This window comes from Zavarzinia sp. (genome assembly GCF_041650655.1).
Classification (GTDB): domain Bacteria; phylum Pseudomonadota; class Alphaproteobacteria; order Zavarziniales; family Zavarziniaceae; genus Zavarzinia.
Window position 1 is genome coordinate 57518 of the sequence record NZ_JBAZKR010000001.1, and the last position, 16281, is coordinate 73798.

Below are 16281 nucleotides of genomic sequence, written 5' to 3' on the forward strand. Positions count from 1 at the left end.
GGGGGAGGGCGGCCGCACTCTGGTCGGGCTCCGAGAGGGGGTCAGAGCTTTTTTACTTCGACCAGGAATTTCTCGACTTCTTCCCGCATCAAGGCGGCCTGATCGGCGAGCGACGAGGCGCCCATGGCGACCTTGGCCACGGCGGCACCGGATTCGCTGGTCGCCTGGCTCATGGCGCCGACGTTGTGGGTCACTTCGCGCGTGCCGTCGGCGGCTTGCTGGACGTTGCGGCTGATCTCCTGCACGGCGCTGCCTTGCTGCTCGACCGAGGCGGCGATGGCCCCGGCAATCTCGTTGATCTGGCCGATGGTCTGGGTGATCGCCGTGATGGCACCGACAGCGTCGTGGGTGGCGGTCTGGATCGAGGTGATCTGACCCGAGATGTCCTCTGTCGCCTTGGCGGTCTGGGTCGCCAGGTTCTTCACTTCCGAGGCGACCACGGCGAAACCCTTGCCCGCCTCGCCGGCCCGCGCCGCTTCGATCGTGGCGTTGAGGGCGAGAAGATTGGTCTGGCCCGCGATGTCGTTGATCAGCTTGACCACGGCGCCGATCTTCTCGGAAGCCTCGGCGAGGCCCTTCACGGTCTGATTGGTCTTCTCGGCCTGGGCCACGGCGGCCTGGGCGACGGTCGAGGACTGCGACGCCTGGCGCCCGATCTCGGCGACGGAGGCGGCCAATTCTTCGGTCGCGGCGGCCACGGTCTGGACATTGCCCGAGGCTTCGTCGGCGTTGGTGGCGATGGTTTCGGCCTGGGCCACGGTTTCCTGCACGACCGAGGACATCACTTCGGCGGCGGCGCGCATCTCGTTGGCCGAGCCGGCGACCGATTCGACGGCGGTCTTCACGTTGCGCTCGAAGGTGTCGATGACATGCACGGTCTTGGTCGCCAGCGACCAGGTCACCATCGGGCCGATATAGGAGCCGTCGTCGTCCAGGATGGCGGAAACGCGGAGGTCCAGGGTCTCGGGGCCCAGCTTGATCTTGGCGCTGTGGGGCAGGTGGCTCGGGTCGGCCAGCATGCGGCGCTGGTGCGCCGGGTTCTTGTGGAAGATGTCGATGCAGGTGCCGAGTGCCTTCTCCGCCTTGATCGGCAGCAGGTGCTCGACCGCCTTCAGGGTGTTGATCGACGTCCGGTTGATATAGTTGATTTCCAGCGTGTCCTTGTCGGCGGTCATGACGTTGATCGGCATGTCGTCGAGCATGCGCATCAGGCGCTTGGTCTCTTTTTCCTGGCGCACGAAATCGGTGATGATCGACCAGGTGAGCATCGGGCCGATATATTCGTTCCGCTCGTTGTAAATGGGCGAGACCTGGAGGTCGAGGATTTCGGGGCCGAGCTGGATGCGCGCACGGTGCGGCAGGTTGCGCGGATCGGCCAGCAGGCGGCGCTGATGCGCCGGATTCTTGTGGAAGATGTCGATCGAACGGCCGAGCAACTGGTCGGCCTTCACCGGCAGCAGGTGCTCGAGCTTGCGCAGCGTGTCGATCGACGTCTTGTTGAGATAGGTGATGGCGAACTCCTTCGGCTCGCACATCATGACGTTGACCGGCATGGCGTCGAGCATCTGCTTCAGGGCCAGGAGTTCGCCCTTCACGCCGTTCAGTTCGGAGGTGGCTGCCGCCTCGGCCTCCCGCTTGCGCATCGCGAACATCATTTGCCCTTCGATTAAGTTGCCTGCCGTTGTGGGACTATCTCTCGCCAATCCTAACGAAATGTAACTGACCGCCGAATGCCGATCGATTGTGCCGAAACCGCCGGGGGCTGCGTTGCGCGAACTCAAGACCGTCATCGATGAAATAGCCGCGGAATACAGGGCTTGCGAAGAACGCGGCCAGGTGGCGACCTATATTCCGGAACTCGCCAAGGTCGACATCGGATCTTTCGGCATTTGCGCCGTGACTGCCGACGGTGCCGTGGCAAGCGCCGGCGACGCCGAAATTCCTTTTTCGATTCAAAGCGTTTCCAAGGTCTTCACGCTCACCCTGGCGCTCGGCAAGATCGGCGATGCCCTGTGGCGCCGGGTCGGGCGGGAACCCTCGGGCAACAGCTTCAACTCGATCGTCCAGCTCGAATACGAGAAGGGGATACCGCGCAATCCCTTCATCAATGCCGGGGCGTTGGCCGTCGCCGACGTCGTCCTGGCCGGCCATGCGCCGAAGGTAGCGCTGGGCGAAATCCTGCGTTTCCTGCATTTCGTGGCCGACGACGACTCGATCCAGATCGACGAGGCGGTGGCGCGCTCGGAACAGGCGACCGGCTATCGCAATGTGGCGCTGGCCAACTACATGCGCGCCTTCGGCAATCTGAGCAACCCGGTCGAAATGGTGCTGGGCGTCTATTTCCACCATTGCGCCATCGCCATGAACTGCGTCCAGCTCGCCATGGCGGGGCGCTACCTGGCCTTCTCCGGCCGCCATCCGACTACGGGCGCCCGCGTCGTCTCGCCCGAACGGGCACGTCGCATCAATGCGCTCATGCTGACCTGCGGCCATTACGACGGCTCGGGCGACTTCGCCTATCGGGTCGGCCTGCCGAGCAAGAGCGGGGTCGGCGGCGGCATCCTGGCGATCGTGCCCGGCAAGGCCTCGATCGCCGTCTGGTCGCCGGGGCTCGACGGCCAGGGCAATTCGGTGCTGGGCTCCCTGGCCCTCGAAATGCTCGCCAAGCGCATGGGCTGGTCGATCTTCGGGGCGTGACGTCCGACCGTCATGCCCGGGCTCGTCTCACGGCTGTCCGGTTGAGGAAATCGGATAGCAACAACGCTGATAGAGACAGCCTTTGGTCGTCATGGCCGGGCTCGACCCGGCGATCCACGCCTCTCCGCCCGGCTCGGTGTTCTCGTGGATGGCCGTGTCAAGCACGGCCATGACGATAGAGGGGTGTATTCCGGTCGATGCGCGGGGACAAATCCCGCCCGCTTCCTGGCCTGCCACAGTGATTTTCAGCTCAACCGGACAGCCGTGGGCTCGTCCCGGGCATCAGCGCGAACGCCGTCGCCGACGAGAGATCGTAGATGGCCGGGTCAAGCCCGGCCATGACGAGTTGTATGGAAAACGAAAACGGCCGGGACTGGCCCGGCCGTTCGAGAGTGCTTGTGCTGCGCCGGTCAGCCGCGGCGTTCGACCATCATCTGCTTGATGCCGGCGATCGCCTTGGCGGGGTTCAGGCCCTTGGGGCAGGTGTTGGCGCAGTTCATGATGGTGTGGCAGCGATAGAGGCGGAACGGGTCCTCGAGATCGTCGAGGCGCTCGCCCGTGCCTTCGTCGCGGCTGTCGACCAGCCAGCGATAGGCCTGGAGCAGGATCGCCGGGCCGAGGTAGCGGTCGCCGTTCCACCAGTAGCTGGGGCAGGAGGTGGAGCAGCAGGCGCACAGGATGCATTCGTAGAGACCGTCGAGCTTCTCGCGCTCTTCCATCGACTGCAGGCGCTCGCGCGTCGGCGCCGGGGTCTGCGTCTGCATCCACGGCTTGATCGAGGCATATTGCGCGTAGAAGTGGGTGAGGTCGGGCACCAGATCCTTCACCACCGGCATATGCGGCAGCGGATAGATCTTCACATCGCCCTTCACGTCTTCGATCGCCTTGGTGCAGGCGAGCGTGTTGCCCCCGTCGATATTCATCGCGCAGGAGCCGCACACGCCTTCGCGGCAGGAGCGCCGGAAGGTGAGGGACGGATCGACCTCGTTCTTGATCTTGATCAGCGCGTCGAGAACCATCGGCCCGCACTGGTCCAGATCCACCTCGAAGGTATCGAGGCTGGGGTTCTGGCCCTTGTCCGGGTCGTAGCGATAGACCTTGAACGCCTTCACGCGCTTGGCGCCCGTCTTGGCCTTCACCGTCTTGCCGGTGCCGACCTTCGAATTCTTGGGCAGTGCAAATTCGACCATTGGCCTTGCCTTTCTATCCCGCCGCGTCAGTACACGCGCGGACGCGGCGTGATGTATTCGATCTCGTCGGTGAGCGTATAGGTGTGCACCGGACGGTAATCGAGCGTAACCTGACCCTTCTCGTCGGCCCAGGCGAGCGTGTGCTTCATCCAGGTCTCGTCGTCGCGGTTCGGGAAGTCCTCGCGGGCGTGGGCGCCGCGGCTCTCCTGGCGATTGGCAGCACCGTGCATGGTGACCATGGCCTGGCGCAGCAGGTTGTCCAGCTCCAGCGTCTCCTGCAGGTCGGTGTTGTAGATCATGGAGCGGTCGGTCACGCCGACGTCATGCCACAGGTTCCAAACTTCGCCGATCAGGGCCTTGCCTTCTTCCAGCACCTCGCCGGTGCGGAAGACGGCGCAGTTGTTCTGCATCACGCGCTGCATCTTGGCGCGTACCGCCGCGGTCGGCGCGGAACCCTTGGCATTGCGCAAACCGTCGAAGCGGTTGAGCGCGAAGTCGGCCGAATCCTTGGCCAGGTCCTTCTGCGCTTCGCCGGGCTTCACGATCTCGGCGGCGCGGATGGCGGCCGCGCGGCCGAACACCACGAGGTCGATCAGCGAGTTGGAGCCGAGGCGGTTGGCGCCGTGGACCGAGACGCAGGCCGCCTCGCCGATTGCCATCAGGCCCGGGATCACCGCATCCGGATTGCCGTCCTTCAGGGTCACCACTTCGCCGAAGTGGTTGGTCGGGATGCCGCCCATGTTGTAGTGCACGGTCGGGATCACGGGGATCGGCTGCTTGGTCACGTCGACGCCGGCGAAGATCTTGGCGCTTTCCGAGATGCCGGGCAGGCGCTCGTGCAGGATCTTCGGGTCGAGATGTTCGAGGTGCAGGTAGATGTGGTCCTTGTTCGGACCGACGCCGCGGCCTTCGCGGATCTCGATCGTCATGGCGCGCGAGACGACGTCACGCGACGCGAGGTCCTTGGCCGAGGGCGCATAGCGCTCCATGAAGCGCTCGCCCTCGGAATTGCGGAGGATGCCGCCTTCGCCGCGCGAACCTTCGGTGATCAGGCAGCCCGAGCCATAGATGCCGGTCGGGTGGAACTGCACGAATTCCATGTCCTGCAGGGCATGGCCAGCGCGCAGCACCATGCCGCCGCCGTCGCCGGTGCAGGTATGGGCCGAGGTCGCAGAGAAGAAGGCGCGGCCATAGCCGCCGGTCGCCAGCACCACGATCTTCGCCCGGAAGCGATGGATCGAGCCGTCTTCCAGGCACCAGGCGATCACGCCCCGGCACTCACCGTTCTCCATGATCAGGTCGAGCACGAAATACTCGATGAAGAACTGGGCGTCGAAGCGCAGCGACTGCTGGTAGAGCGTGTGCAGGATGGCGTGGCCGGTGCGGTCGGCCGCGGCGCAGGTGCGCTGGGCCTGGCCCTTGCCGTAATGGGTGGTCATACCGCCGAAGGCGCGCTGGTAGATCTTGCCCTCGGGCGTGCGCGAGAAGGGCACGCCGTAGTGTTCGAGCTCGATCACCGCGGCCGGCGCGTTGCGGCACATGTATTCGATGGCGTCCTGGTCGCCCAGCCAGTCCGACCCCTTGACGGTGTCGTACATGTGGAAGCGCCAATCGTCCTCGCCCATGTTGCCGAGGGCGGCGGAGATGCCGCCCTGGGCCGCGACGGTATGGGAGCGGGTCGGGAAGACCTTGGTGATGCAGGCGGTCTTCAGGCCGCGCTCGGCCATGCCGAAGGTGGCGCGCAGGCCGGCGCCGCCGGCACCCACGACCACGACGTCGTAGGTATGGTCTGTGATGGGATAAGCCTGGGGCATGGGAATACTCAGATCGCGATTTTGAGGATCGAGAAGATGGCCGCAGCGCCAAGCACGACGGTCGCGAAATTGACCAGCATCTGAACCAGGATCTTGGTCGACTCGGTGTGGACGTAGTCTTCGACCACGACCTGCACACCGAGCTTCAGATGCCAGAAGCCGACGGCGACGAAGAGGCCGAGCAGCACCGCCACCAGCGGCTGTCCGACCCAGGCCGCGAAGGCTTCGAGCGGCGCGCCGGCGAGCACCACGAGGCTGGCCACGAACCAGATGGTGAGGGGCACCAGGGCGATCGCGGTGACGCGCTGCAGCCACCAATGGTGGGTGCCGTCCTTGGCCGAGCCGAGGCCGCGAACGGCGCCCAGCGGCGAACGAAGGGAAGAACGGGGGGAAGCCATGTCTTGGTCCTCAGATCAGCGCCGCGATCCAGATGATCACGGTCAAGCCCACCGCACCGGCGGCGACGGCGAGCGACGCCTTGTGCGCCAGGACCTTGTCGAAGCCCCAGCCGGCGTCCCAGAACAGGTGGCGGATGCCGTTCAGCAGGTGAAGCGACAAAGCCAGGGTGAAGCCGAACAGGATCAGCAGGCCCAGGATCGAGCCGGCGAACCACTGGAAGTGGCCATAGGCTTCGGGGCCGCTGGCGGCGGCGACCAGCCACCACGTCAGCATCAGGGTGCCGAGGCCGAGGCCGACACCGGTGATGCGGTGCAGGATCGACAGGACGGCGGTCAACGGCAGGCGGTAGACCTGGAGGTGTGGCGAAAGCGGACGCTCGACTTGAGCCATCGCTGGTCCTCATTCTCTTGAAGGTCGAACCCCCGCCCGACCTCGAACGCCCGTGAGCCGGGCAGATGCGTTCGGGACATTGCGTCCCGCGCGCGGCCGATACTAAAGGCGGATCACCGCCAGTCAACGAAACCTAAGTCAAATCCAGACCCCGGCCCGCGCTTCGTCCCGCGGGATGAGAGCCTTCAGCAGGCACTAGCGCCGTGGGATGAGCGCCCAGTAGTCGAAGTCCAGCACGACGTTCTCGCCCGACTCGGGGAATTCGGCGGCCGGCAGGTTCTTGGTGGCGACCAGGCGGATGCGCAGCGCGCCGACGTCACGGTGCCCCGGGATTTCCGCCTTGTCCTTGATCTCGGACCAGGCGAACAGCGTGTCACCGGCGAAAGTGGGGGCGGCATGGCGCCCGCCGTTGATCGCCGAGACGAAGACCGCATTGCCGAGCCCGTTGAACGAAAGGGCGCGGGCGAGCGAGATGACATGGCCGCCATACATCAGGCGCCGGCCGAAGCGGCCGTCCTTCTCGGTCCACTGGTTGAAGTGGACCCGGGCGGTGTTCTGGTAGAGGCGGGTCGCCATCATATGCTCGGCTTCCTCGATCGTCATGCCATCGACATGATCGATCTTCTCGCCCACCGCGTAATCGTCCCAGAGATGAGCCGAGCCGGAGAGGGCGGTCGAGAAATGCGCGAAATTCAGGCCTTTGGGCACCACCAGGCTGGACGGTTCGACCACCGGCGGCAGGTCGGGCACCACCGCGGCCGGCGCGGGCGAGGCCTTGTCGCGCTTCCGCACCATGACCCAGCGGCAATAGTCCAGCACCAGGTCGCCTTCGTCGTCGCGGCCGACCGAGCGGACGTAGACCGTGCCCGTCTCCTTGTTGGAATTCTCCTTGAGGCCGATCACGGTCGAGACGGTGGAGAGCGTGGCGCCCGGCGCGACCAGCTTGTGGAAGCGGCCCTGGGCATAGCCGAGATTGGCCACGGCATTGAGCGAGACGTCCGGCACCGTCTTGCCGAAGACGACGTGGAAGGTCAGCAGGTCGTCAACCGGGGCGCCCGAAAGCCCGATTGAACGCGCGAAGGCGGCCGAGGACTGGGGCACGAAGCGGCTGCCGGTCAGCGCGCAGTAAAGCGCGACATCGCCTTCGGTCACGGTGCGCGGCGTGGCGTGCACCAATTCCTGCCCGACGGTGAAATCCTCGAAGAAATTGCCCTTGGCCGTCTTGCTGCTCATCGCCTCACCCCCGGGCCGCGATGGCGTCGGCCATGCCCACGATCCGCTTGGCGTTCTCGACATGCAGGTTCTCGATCAGCTTGCCGTCGACCAGCACTACACCCTTGCCCTCGGCCTCGGCCGCGGCGAAGGCCTCGATGATCTTGCGCGACCAGGCGATTTCGGCTTCCGACGGCGCGAAGACTTCGTTGGCGCCCTCGATCTGATTGGGGTGGATCAGGGTCTTGCCGTCGAAGCCGAGTTCGACGCCCTGCAGGCAGGAGGCGCGATAGCCTTCCTCGTCCTTGAGGTCGAGATAGACGCCGTCGAGGATGAACAGCCCGTAAGCCCGGGCCGCCAGCATGGTGATGCCGAGCGAGGTCAGCATGGGCAGGCGCATCGGCGTGTGGCGCGAATGCAGGTCCTTGGTCAGGTCGGAGGTGCCCATGACGAAGCAGGTCAGGCGCTTCGACGAAGCCGCGATCTCGGCCGCGCGGAGGATGCCGAGCGGCGTCTCCATCATCGCCCAGATGGTGGTCGACGCCGGCGCGCCGACCTCGTTCAGCAGGGCTTCGGCCTTCAGGATGGTCGCCGGATCCTCGACCTTGGGCAGCAGGATGGCGTCGGGGCCGAGCGGGGCCAGGGCCTTGATGTCGTCCACACCCCAGGGCGTCTCCAGCCCGTTGGTGCGCACGATCACCTCGCGGAAGCCATAGCCGCCGGTCTTCAGGGCATCGCCGATCTGGCCGCGGGCCAGTTCCTTGGCATCCGGGCTGACCGCGTCTTCGAGGTCCAGGATCAGGCCGTCGGCGGGCAGGCTGCGCGCCTTGTCCAGCGCCCGGGCGTTCGCCCCCGGCATGTAGAGGACGCTGCGACGTGGCCGAACGATGCTCATGTATTCCCGCCCGATCAGAAAATGATGCAATGACCGGGACTATAGCGGCGCGACGACGACAGGCAAGGTCGCAACGCAGCAAATTTGCGGCGATGCGTCGAGAGGTGCTCTTCAGGCGGCCGGCGGCTCCTCCGGCCAGAACGCCTCGTCCATCACCTGCTCGAAGCTCCAGGGGCAGGCGGCGGGGAAGTTGTGGCGCGGCAAGCCTGTTTCTCGTTCCGCTTCGATCAGGGCGAGCCGGTAGGCATCGGCCGTCGCGGGCGCGATCACGGATTTCAGGCTGGGATTGTCGGCGATATGGGCTTCGAGGCGGTAGCGCTGTTCCTCGACCGTCAGTCGCCAGCTCGTACCCCGGAAACCCGGCTGGTACTGCCATTTCAGGAGATGGAGCAGGAGGACGGCCAAGCGATTGATCAACTCGCGCTTCTCGCTCCGCCCCATGCTCTCGATCTCCTCGGCGATATGCTCGATATCGGCGGCGGCGAGTTTGCCCTCGCGCAGCAGGCGCGCCTGTTCGTTCGCCCAGGCGTAGAAATCGCGCTCGTAGAGGCCGGACTTCGTCATAAGGTCACGCTACCACAATTGCTCTTCCGGTTGGACTCATGCCCGCCCCTCTCGTGCTCTCGATCCAGTCGCGCGTCGCCTTCGGCCATGTCGGCAATTCGGCGGCGGCCTTCCTGCTGCAGCGGCAGGGTTTCGAGGTCGTCGAACTGCCGACCGTGCTGCTCTCGGCGCACCCCGGGCACGGGCGGCCGGGGGGCGGGGCGATCTCGGCAGATATGCTGGCCTCGATGCTGGACGGGCTCGACCGCATCGGCGTTTTGGAGCGGGTCGCCGGGGTGATCGTCGGCTATCTGGGCACGCCGGCCAATGGTGTGGTGGCGGCGGAGGCGGTCCGGCGGGTGAAGGCGGTCCATCCGGCGGCGCCGGTGCTGGTCGATCCGGTGATCGGCGACCGCGACGGCGGGGCCTATGTCGCCGACGGCATTCTGGAGTGCTTCCGTGATCGCCTGATCCCGCTCGCCGACATCGTGAAGCCCAATCATTTCGAGCTGGAAGCCCTGGCCGGCCGGCCGCTGGCCACGCCGGCGGAGGCCCTGGCGGCGCTGGACGCCCTCGGCCCCGGGCTTTCCGTCGTGACCTCCTTCGAGGCGGGCGACGGGCTGCTCACCACCCTGCTCCGGATGGGCGGCAGGGCGCATGTCGCCCGCACCTGGCCGGTGGCGGAGCCGCCCCATGGCCTGGGCGATTCGCTCGGCGCCCTGCTGCTGGCCGGGCTGCTCTCCGGTCTGGCGCCCGCGGCTGCATTGGGTAAGGCGCTCGGCGTCGTCGAAGCGCTGATCGCCGAGGCGGCGCGCCTCGGCCTCGACGAATTGCCCCTGATCGAGGCGCAGCATCTGATCGACAGCGCGCCGCCGGTGGTCCTGGAACCGCTCAGTTCTTCTTGATCTGGCCGCCCAGGAAGCCGCTGGACGGCGGCGCGGCCGCGGGCGGTTCGGGCGCGGGCGGGGCGGCCGGTGCTGGTGCTGCGGGCGTAGCGGAGGCGGGGGCTGCGGGCACCGGCGCCGTGGGCGTCGGCCCGCCACCGGCGAAGAGCCCGGCGATCTCGTGTCGATAGACCAGGCCGGCGAAGGTGAGGCCACCGGCCAAGGCAGCGACCGCGGCCCAGAGGGCGAGGGCCTTGGCCAGGTTGTGCCGGCGCGGTGACGCGGGCTTAGGGGCCGGCGTCACCGGGATCGCGGTCTCGGGCGGCGGCGGGGGCAGGCTGGTGCGGAGCGAGCCCGGGGTATAGAGGCGCAGGATCACTTCCGACATCGACTGCGGCCGCCGCTCCGGATCGGGCTCCAGCATGGTGGCGATCAGGGGGTGCATCGCCTCCGGGATGGCGGAAAGGTCGGGCACCGCCTGGCGTGCCGCCAGTGCCGTCTCGACCGTGCGGCCCATGTCGAGCTTGCGGCCGAGCAGGGCGGCGGCCATCACCAGACCCAGGCTGTAGACATCGGTCCTGGCGTCCACCTGGCCGTCGAATCGGCCGAGCTGTTCGGGGGCGACATAGGAGAGCTTGCCAGCGATCTGGCCGCCCAGCACGGTGCTCTCCCCCGCACTCTCGACCCGGGCGATGCCGAAATCGATGATCTTGGGGCGCATCAGGTCGCCCCCTTCGAAGATGATGTTGTCGGGCGACAGGTCGCGGTGCAGCACGCCCTTCTCATGGGCGCTCTCGAGGCCGGCGGCGACATTGATCGCCATGCGCCGGACCTCCTCGACGCCAAGCGGCTTGACCGAGATCAGGCGGGCGAGCGACGGCCCGTCGACATATTCCATCACCAGATAGGTGCGGCCCCGCTCGTCCCTGAACAGCCCGTCATAGGCGACGATCGCATCGGACCTGAGCTGGCGCAGCGCCATCGCCTCGCGCCGAAACAGCTCCACCATGGTGGAGGAACCGGCGAGGTCCGAACGGATGATCTTCAGGGCGTGCAGCGTGCCCAGCGTCTCGTTCCGGACCCGATAGACTTCGCCCATGCCGCCGCGGGCGATCAGCGCCTCGATTCGATAGGTATTGCCGAGAAGTGTCTCGGGCGGCAGCGTCGTTTCTTCGTCCATCGCCATCATCGCGGGTCCTGCATCGGGGGCGAGCATGGCCGCCCCCGATGGCGGGCGCAATGAATTCGGCCACAGGCGGGCTCAGGCCTCGCCAGGCAGCAGGATGGTGCGCGCGCGGCCCTTGCCGTAGCCGAGCGCCTGCCCGGCCCAGAGCGCGCGGCGGAGCGCGTGGATGCCCTCATCCAGCGCCGCCCTGGTGCGCGGAATGGCGCCGGTGAAGGTCAGGAAGCCGTGCAGCATGTCCGGATGGTCCTGCACCTCGACCGGAACGCCGGCATCGCGCAGCTTCTCGACATAGCCGACGCCCTCGTCATAGAGCGGGTCGAAGCCGGCGACCACCACCGTGGCGGGGGCGAGGCCGTCGAAGCGCTCGGCATTGATCGGGGTCAGGCGGGCCATGTCCTGGTCCGACATTTCGCCGGCACAGAGCTTGCGGAACCAGTCGGTCAGCTTCTTTTCCAGGATGAAGCCCTTGGCATAGAGCTGGGCCGAGCGGGTGTTCATGCGCCCGTCGGTCGCCGGATAGATCAGCAACTGGTGGCAGGGCGGCTGGATATCGGCGTCGCGCGCCATATGGGTGACCATGGCGGAAAGCAGGCCGCCCGCGGAATCGCCGGCAACGGCCATGCGCCTGGGATCGATGCCCATCGCGGCGGCATGGGCGACCAGGAAGCGCCACACCGCCCCGGCATCGATCACGGCGGCCGGCATCGGCGCCTCGGGCGCCAGGCGGTAGTCGATCGAGAGGACGGCGCAACGCGCCTTGTCGGCGATGTAGCGGCAGGTCGAATCGTAACCGTCCAGGTCACCCAGGACGAAGCCGCCGCCATGGAAATAAACGGTCAGCGGCAAGGGTGTGGAGAGCCCGCGCGGGACATAGAGGCGGGCGCGAATGGCGCCCAACTCGCCCGGGATGACCAGTTCTTCGATCAGCGCCATCGGCCGCGGCGCCAGCGCGAAGGCGGCCATGCCCATGCGATAGGCGCCGCGCGCCTGCTCGACCGTCATGCGGTGGATCGGGAACAGCTTGCGCTGGAGGGCGGCGAAGGCCTGGAGCTGCGGGTTCAACCGCTTGCCCTCGATCACCGCGGGCGCGATCGCCGCGGCCCCTGCCAGCAGCGGCCCGGTGATGCTCGAAAGGCCGGTCTTGGCCAAATGCTGAAGGGTCATCGCGAGAGGCATGAAGCACCGCTTTCCCGTAACCGGCCCCTGCAACGGCAGGGTTCCTGGACGCCGACACCGGCAACCGCGCCGATGACGCCAGCGTCACCTTGTCACACCTTCAAAAGGATTAATGGGGGTCGTCAAGCAGTGTTTCAATCGACCAAGAAGAATTTTCCGCCGGTGCGTGTGGAATGCACGATGACGCTACGTCATGCTGCAAAAGCGAAACGGCCCGCCACCAGGGCGGGCCGTTCCTGTTCTTGTCCGAGTCTGTCGCTCAGGCGGCCTGCTTCAGGTGCCGGGCGATCAGGATTTCCGCGATCTGGACGGCGTTGAGCGCCGCACCCTTGCGCAGGTTGTCGGAGACGCACCAGAGGGCGAGGCCCTTGCCGTCCGGCACCGTCGGGTCGCGGCGGATGCGGGAGACGAAGGTGGCGTAGTCGCCCACGCATTCGAGCGGGGTGATGTAGCCGCCGTCTTCGCGCTTGTCGACGACCATGAGGCCGGGCCCCTGGCGCAGGATTTCGCGGGCCTGGTCGACGGTGATCGGGTTGTCGAACTCGATGTTCACCGATTCAGAATGGCCGACGAAGACCGGCACGCGGACACAGGTGGCGGTCAGGGCGATGTCCGGGTCCAGGATCTTCCTGGTCTCCGCGGTCATCTTCCATTCTTCCTTGGTGTAGCCGTCGTCCATGAAGACGTCGATATGCGGGATCACGTTGAAGGCGATCTGCTTCGGGAACTTCTTCGGCTCGACCGCGTCGTTCACGAAGAGCGCGCGGGTCTGGTTGAAGAGCTCGTCCATGCCCTTGTTGCCCGCGCCCGAGACCGACTGATAGGTCGAGACGACGACGCGCTTGATCTTGGCGAAGTCGTGCAGCGGCTTCAGGGCGACGACGAGCTGGGCGGTCGAACAGTTGGGATTGGCGATGATGCCCCGCTTGGTATAGCCCGCGACGGCCTGCGCGTTCACTTCGGGAACGATCAGGGGGACGTCCGGCTCCATCCGGAAATGCGAGGAATTGTCGACCACCACGGCGCCCGCGGCCGCCACCTTGGGCGCCCACTTGGCCGAGACCGAACCGCCGGCCGAGAACAGCGCGATGTCGGTGCCGCGGAAATCGTAATCCTCGAGCGCTTTGACCTTCAGGGTAGTCTCGCCGAAAGTGACCTCGGTGCCGATCGATTTGGGTGACGCCAGCGCCACCACTTCGTCAGCGGGAAACTGACGTTCGGCAAGGATGTTCAACATTTCGCGGCCGACCTGCCCGGTCGCCCCGACAACGGCGACTTTCCAACCCATCGCTCTAGGATCCTCAAAAAGGGGTTCGCGCACGCAAGGACGACGGTCCTCGTGCGAAGGCGCACAATACGTGAATACGCGCCGCTCGCAAGCGGCGAAGACGCGGGGTGGTCATGACTTTGGGCGGACTCAGGCCGGCTTGGCGTCGATCCGCTTCAGGCCCCAGCGGAGCACGGTGCGGCCGGCGTCGAGCGAGCCGCTGACCACGATCTGTTCCGAGCGGCGCGGCGGGCCGTAGTCGGCGATCGAGACGGATTCTTCGAGGGCGACATGGCCGCCGAGCGCCCGGAACTGCCAGCCGTCGCCGCCGGGCGTGCGGAGCAACACGCCGGAGGAATCCGTGGTCAGGCTGGCGCGCACGCCGGGCGCCAGGTGGAAGCGCAGCGCGAAGGGCAGGCTCCGCCCCGGCACGCGGCCGCGCGGTTCGACCCGGTCCTCGCCGCGGAGGTCGCCGCCCTCGGCATCGAGCCAGAGCGAGCGGCGATGCACGAGGCCGAGCCGCGGGCCATAGCCCGAATGGCTCGCCTCGATCCAGACCTGGCCGTCGGCCTCGTTCCTCGTCGCCGTGGTGGCCATGGCGGGCAGGGCCGGGCGGAAGCCGAGTTCCGGATCCTCGACCGAGATCCAGGCGTTCTGGTCGTCCAGCGTCATCGTCGAATGGGCGGCGGTGGCGCGGCCGACGTGGCGCCATTCCGCGTCCAGCCCCGGGGCGGCGCCGCAGGAGACGATGAGCCGGTCGCGCCCCGAACTCATCTCGAAGGCGAGAGGGGCGATATGGCAGGCGTCGGAACAGCCGGGCGGCGGCGGCGCGCCGACATCGAACAGGAGGACGAGGCGGCGCGCCTCGATCCGCTCGAAGCCGATGTGGGGCAGGCGCGCGGGCGCCTTGCCCTTGGGCACGGCGAGGGCGAGGACCTGCTCGATATGGCCGGCCTCGCCCTGGCGGGCGCCGTGGAAGGTGGCGAGCCTGCCGTCGCCCAGCCGGAAGAAGCGGACGGCCGGGGCCAGGCGGTCGATCGCCCGGGTCAGCGGCACGCTCGGCACCTGGCCGGCCGAGACCAGGGCGGTGCGCAGCCGGGCCAGCGCTTCGAGGGCGGCCAGATGGTCGCCCGGATTGCGCGAGGGCAGGCCGCCGTCGGGCAGGATCTGTTGGCTCAGGGTCTCGTCCAGCCGGTGCAGGGCGCGGGCCAGCGGCCGGCCCCATTGGCCGAGCGCCAGATGGCCGAGGGCGAGGCCGCAATAGGCTTCGATCCGGCCCGAACCCGGCGGCAGCGAGCCGGTCGCCCGGGCGATGTAGCGGAGCTGCCGCATCAGGGCTTCGAGCAGGCCTTCGCGGAGGGGCAGATCCGCCCCGTCGAGCAGCAGGGGCAGGTGGCCGACCCAGGCGGTGATGCGCCGGCCGGCGAGATCCGGCCGCCACCAATGGGCGTCGAAACGGCCGTAGCGCTTCAGCCAGCCGTCCAGCAGGGCGCGGGCCTGGCGTTTGGCCGCTTCGCCCCCGGCGGCCGAGAAATGGCGCAGCCAATGGAAATCATGCAGCGCCTCGAACCAGGCGGGGCCGGCGCCGACCATGGTCCAGGGCGTCTGGTTGGGCGAGAGCAGGAGTTCGCCGGCGAAGCGGTAGCGGCCCTGGAACAGGGCATTGGCCTCGTCGACCGAGCCCGGGAACGGGTCGGTCTGGACATTGAGGGCGAAGACCGAGGGGGCGCGCCCCAGAGTGGCGATCGAGAGGCGCGAGGCCGCGAGCCCGGCGCGCAGGCGGCGGCCCAGGGCGGCAGCCTTGGCCTTGGCCAGGCTGCCCTTGGTCCAGGCCGGCGGCAGGCCGGGCAGGGTGGCGTGGGTGGTCGGGCCGACAACCTCGGTCCTGGGGTCCGGTGCCTGCATGCCCGTCGCCCCCATCACCGCCCCCTCAGGCGCCGCGGAGGCGTTCGATGTTGGCTGCATAGGCGGCAGGCCCGCCGGCGAAACTGGCGGTGCCGGCGACCAGCACGTCGGCCCCGGCCGCGATCGCCCGGGGCGCGGTCTCCAAATTGATGCCGCCGTCGACTTCGAGGTCGATCGCGCGGCCCGTCCCGTCGATCAGGCCGCGGAGCGCGGCGATCTTGGCGAGCTGGCTCTCGATGAAGCTCTGGCCGCCGAAGCCCGGGTTGACCGACATGACCAGGATCAGGTCGACCATGTCGATCACCGTCTCGACCGCCGAAATCGGCGTCGCCGGGTTCAGCACCACGCCCGCCTTGCAGCCGTGGACCTTGATCGTCTGCAGCGTGCGGTGCAGATGCGGCCCGGCTTCGGGATGGAGCGAGATGATGTCGGCGCCCGCCTTGGCGAAGCCCTCGATGAAGGGATCGACCGGCGCGATCATCAGGTGGACGTCGAAGACCTTGCGCGTATGGGGGCGCAGCGCCGCGACCACGGAAGGACCGATGGTGATGTTGGGCACGAAATGGCCGTCCATCACGTCGACATGGATGTAGTCCGCCCCGGCCGCGTCCATGGCGCGCACTTCCTCGCCGAGCTTGGCGAAGTCGGCCGAGAGAATCGACGGAGCGATGCGAATCGATTGCTGCATGAATTGCTCGTAACAGTTAGCGGCCCTGATGCCAA

General features: G+C 67.4%; 15 protein-coding genes. 2 read left to right on the plus strand and 13 right to left on the minus strand.

All coding sequences use genetic code 11. The annotated features are described in order from the left end of the window. Nucleotides 1-41 precede the first annotated feature (41 nt). Nucleotides 42-1655, minus strand: a complete 1614-nt coding sequence (locus tag WC493_RS00295; RefSeq protein ID WP_373061303.1) for a methyl-accepting chemotaxis protein — start codon at nucleotides 1653-1655, stop codon at nucleotides 42-44. Nucleotides 1656-1767: 112 nt separating this feature from the next. Here WC493_RS00295 and WC493_RS00300 point away from each other — a divergent pair, with 112 nt between their 5' ends. Next, on the plus strand, nucleotides 1768-2697 hold the full coding sequence (locus WC493_RS00300) for a glutaminase (protein ID WP_373061305.1): 930 nt from the start codon (nucleotides 1768-1770) through the stop codon (nucleotides 2695-2697). 410 nt (nucleotides 2698-3107) lie between these two features. Here the strand turns inward: WC493_RS00300 and WC493_RS00305 are convergent, their stop codons facing one another. The 7 genes from WC493_RS00305 to WC493_RS00335 form a co-directional block, all read right to left on the minus strand. After that, nucleotides 3108-3887: a succinate dehydrogenase iron-sulfur subunit gene (locus WC493_RS00305; protein ID WP_373061307.1), complete on the minus strand. Its 780-nt coding sequence runs from the start codon at nucleotides 3885-3887 to the stop codon at nucleotides 3108-3110. A 26-nt stretch (nucleotides 3888-3913) separates the two neighbouring features. Further along, the gene (gene sdhA, locus WC493_RS00310) at nucleotides 3914-5701 is read right to left on the minus strand and encodes a succinate dehydrogenase flavoprotein subunit (protein WP_373061309.1); all 1788 of its coding nucleotides are present in this window, start codon (nucleotides 5699-5701) and stop codon (nucleotides 3914-3916) included. Nucleotides 5702-5709: 8 nt separating this feature from the next. Further along, nucleotides 5710-6099 carry a succinate dehydrogenase, hydrophobic membrane anchor protein gene (sdhD, locus tag WC493_RS00315; protein WP_373061311.1) on the minus strand — a complete coding sequence of 130 codons (390 nt, stop codon included), beginning with the start codon at nucleotides 6097-6099 and terminating at the stop codon, nucleotides 5710-5712. A gap of 10 nt (nucleotides 6100-6109) precedes the next feature. Then, nucleotides 6110-6490, minus strand: coding sequence for a succinate dehydrogenase, cytochrome b556 subunit (gene sdhC, locus WC493_RS00320; protein ID WP_373061313.1), 381 nt, complete (start codon nucleotides 6488-6490; stop codon nucleotides 6110-6112). A 195-nt stretch (nucleotides 6491-6685) separates the two neighbouring features. Then, entirely contained in the window at nucleotides 6686-7723 is a 1038-nt protein-coding gene (locus WC493_RS00325) for a MaoC family dehydratase (protein ID WP_373061315.1), read from the minus strand. Between the two features lie 4 nt (nucleotides 7724-7727). Continuing rightward, on the minus strand, nucleotides 7728-8597 hold the full coding sequence (locus WC493_RS00330; RefSeq protein WP_373061317.1) for a CoA ester lyase: 870 nt from the start codon (nucleotides 8595-8597) through the stop codon (nucleotides 7728-7730). A gap of 111 nt (nucleotides 8598-8708) precedes the next feature. Beyond that, entirely contained in the window at nucleotides 8709-9161 is a 453-nt protein-coding gene (locus tag WC493_RS00335; RefSeq protein ID WP_373061319.1) for a DUF29 domain-containing protein, read from the minus strand. 38 nt (nucleotides 9162-9199) lie between these two features. Here WC493_RS00335 and pdxY point away from each other — a divergent pair, with 38 nt between their 5' ends. Next, nucleotides 9200-10045, plus strand: coding sequence for a pyridoxal kinase (pdxY, locus tag WC493_RS00340; protein ID WP_373061321.1), 846 nt, complete (start codon nucleotides 9200-9202; stop codon nucleotides 10043-10045). Here pdxY and WC493_RS00345 read toward each other — a convergent pair. The 5 genes from WC493_RS00345 to rpe all read right to left on the minus strand — a co-directional run bounded on the left by WC493_RS00345 (nucleotide 10032) and on the right by rpe (nucleotide 16246). Next, complete coding sequence (locus WC493_RS00345) at nucleotides 10032-11240, minus strand: serine/threonine-protein kinase (protein WP_373061323.1); 1209 nt, start codon at nucleotides 11238-11240, stop codon at nucleotides 10032-10034. The two genes, pdxY and WC493_RS00345, sit on opposite strands and share 14 nt — an antisense overlap. Nucleotides 11241-11285: 45 nt before the next feature. Then, complete coding sequence (locus WC493_RS00350; RefSeq protein WP_373061325.1) at nucleotides 11286-12386, minus strand: alpha/beta hydrolase; 1101 nt, start codon at nucleotides 12384-12386, stop codon at nucleotides 11286-11288. A 259-nt stretch (nucleotides 12387-12645) separates the two neighbouring features. Next, nucleotides 12646-13674: an aspartate-semialdehyde dehydrogenase gene (locus WC493_RS00355; RefSeq protein ID WP_373061327.1), complete on the minus strand. Its 1029-nt coding sequence runs from the start codon at nucleotides 13672-13674 to the stop codon at nucleotides 12646-12648. A gap of 129 nt (nucleotides 13675-13803) precedes the next feature. Beyond that, nucleotides 13804-15558 (minus strand): heparinase II/III family protein, encoded by a 1755-nt coding sequence (locus WC493_RS00360; protein WP_373061329.1) that lies wholly within the window; start codon nucleotides 15556-15558, stop codon nucleotides 13804-13806. A 25-nt stretch (nucleotides 15559-15583) separates the two neighbouring features. Continuing rightward, nucleotides 15584-16246, minus strand: coding sequence for a ribulose-phosphate 3-epimerase (gene rpe / locus WC493_RS00365; protein WP_373061331.1), 663 nt, complete (start codon nucleotides 16244-16246; stop codon nucleotides 15584-15586). Between the last annotated feature and the right edge of the window lie 35 nt (nucleotides 16247-16281).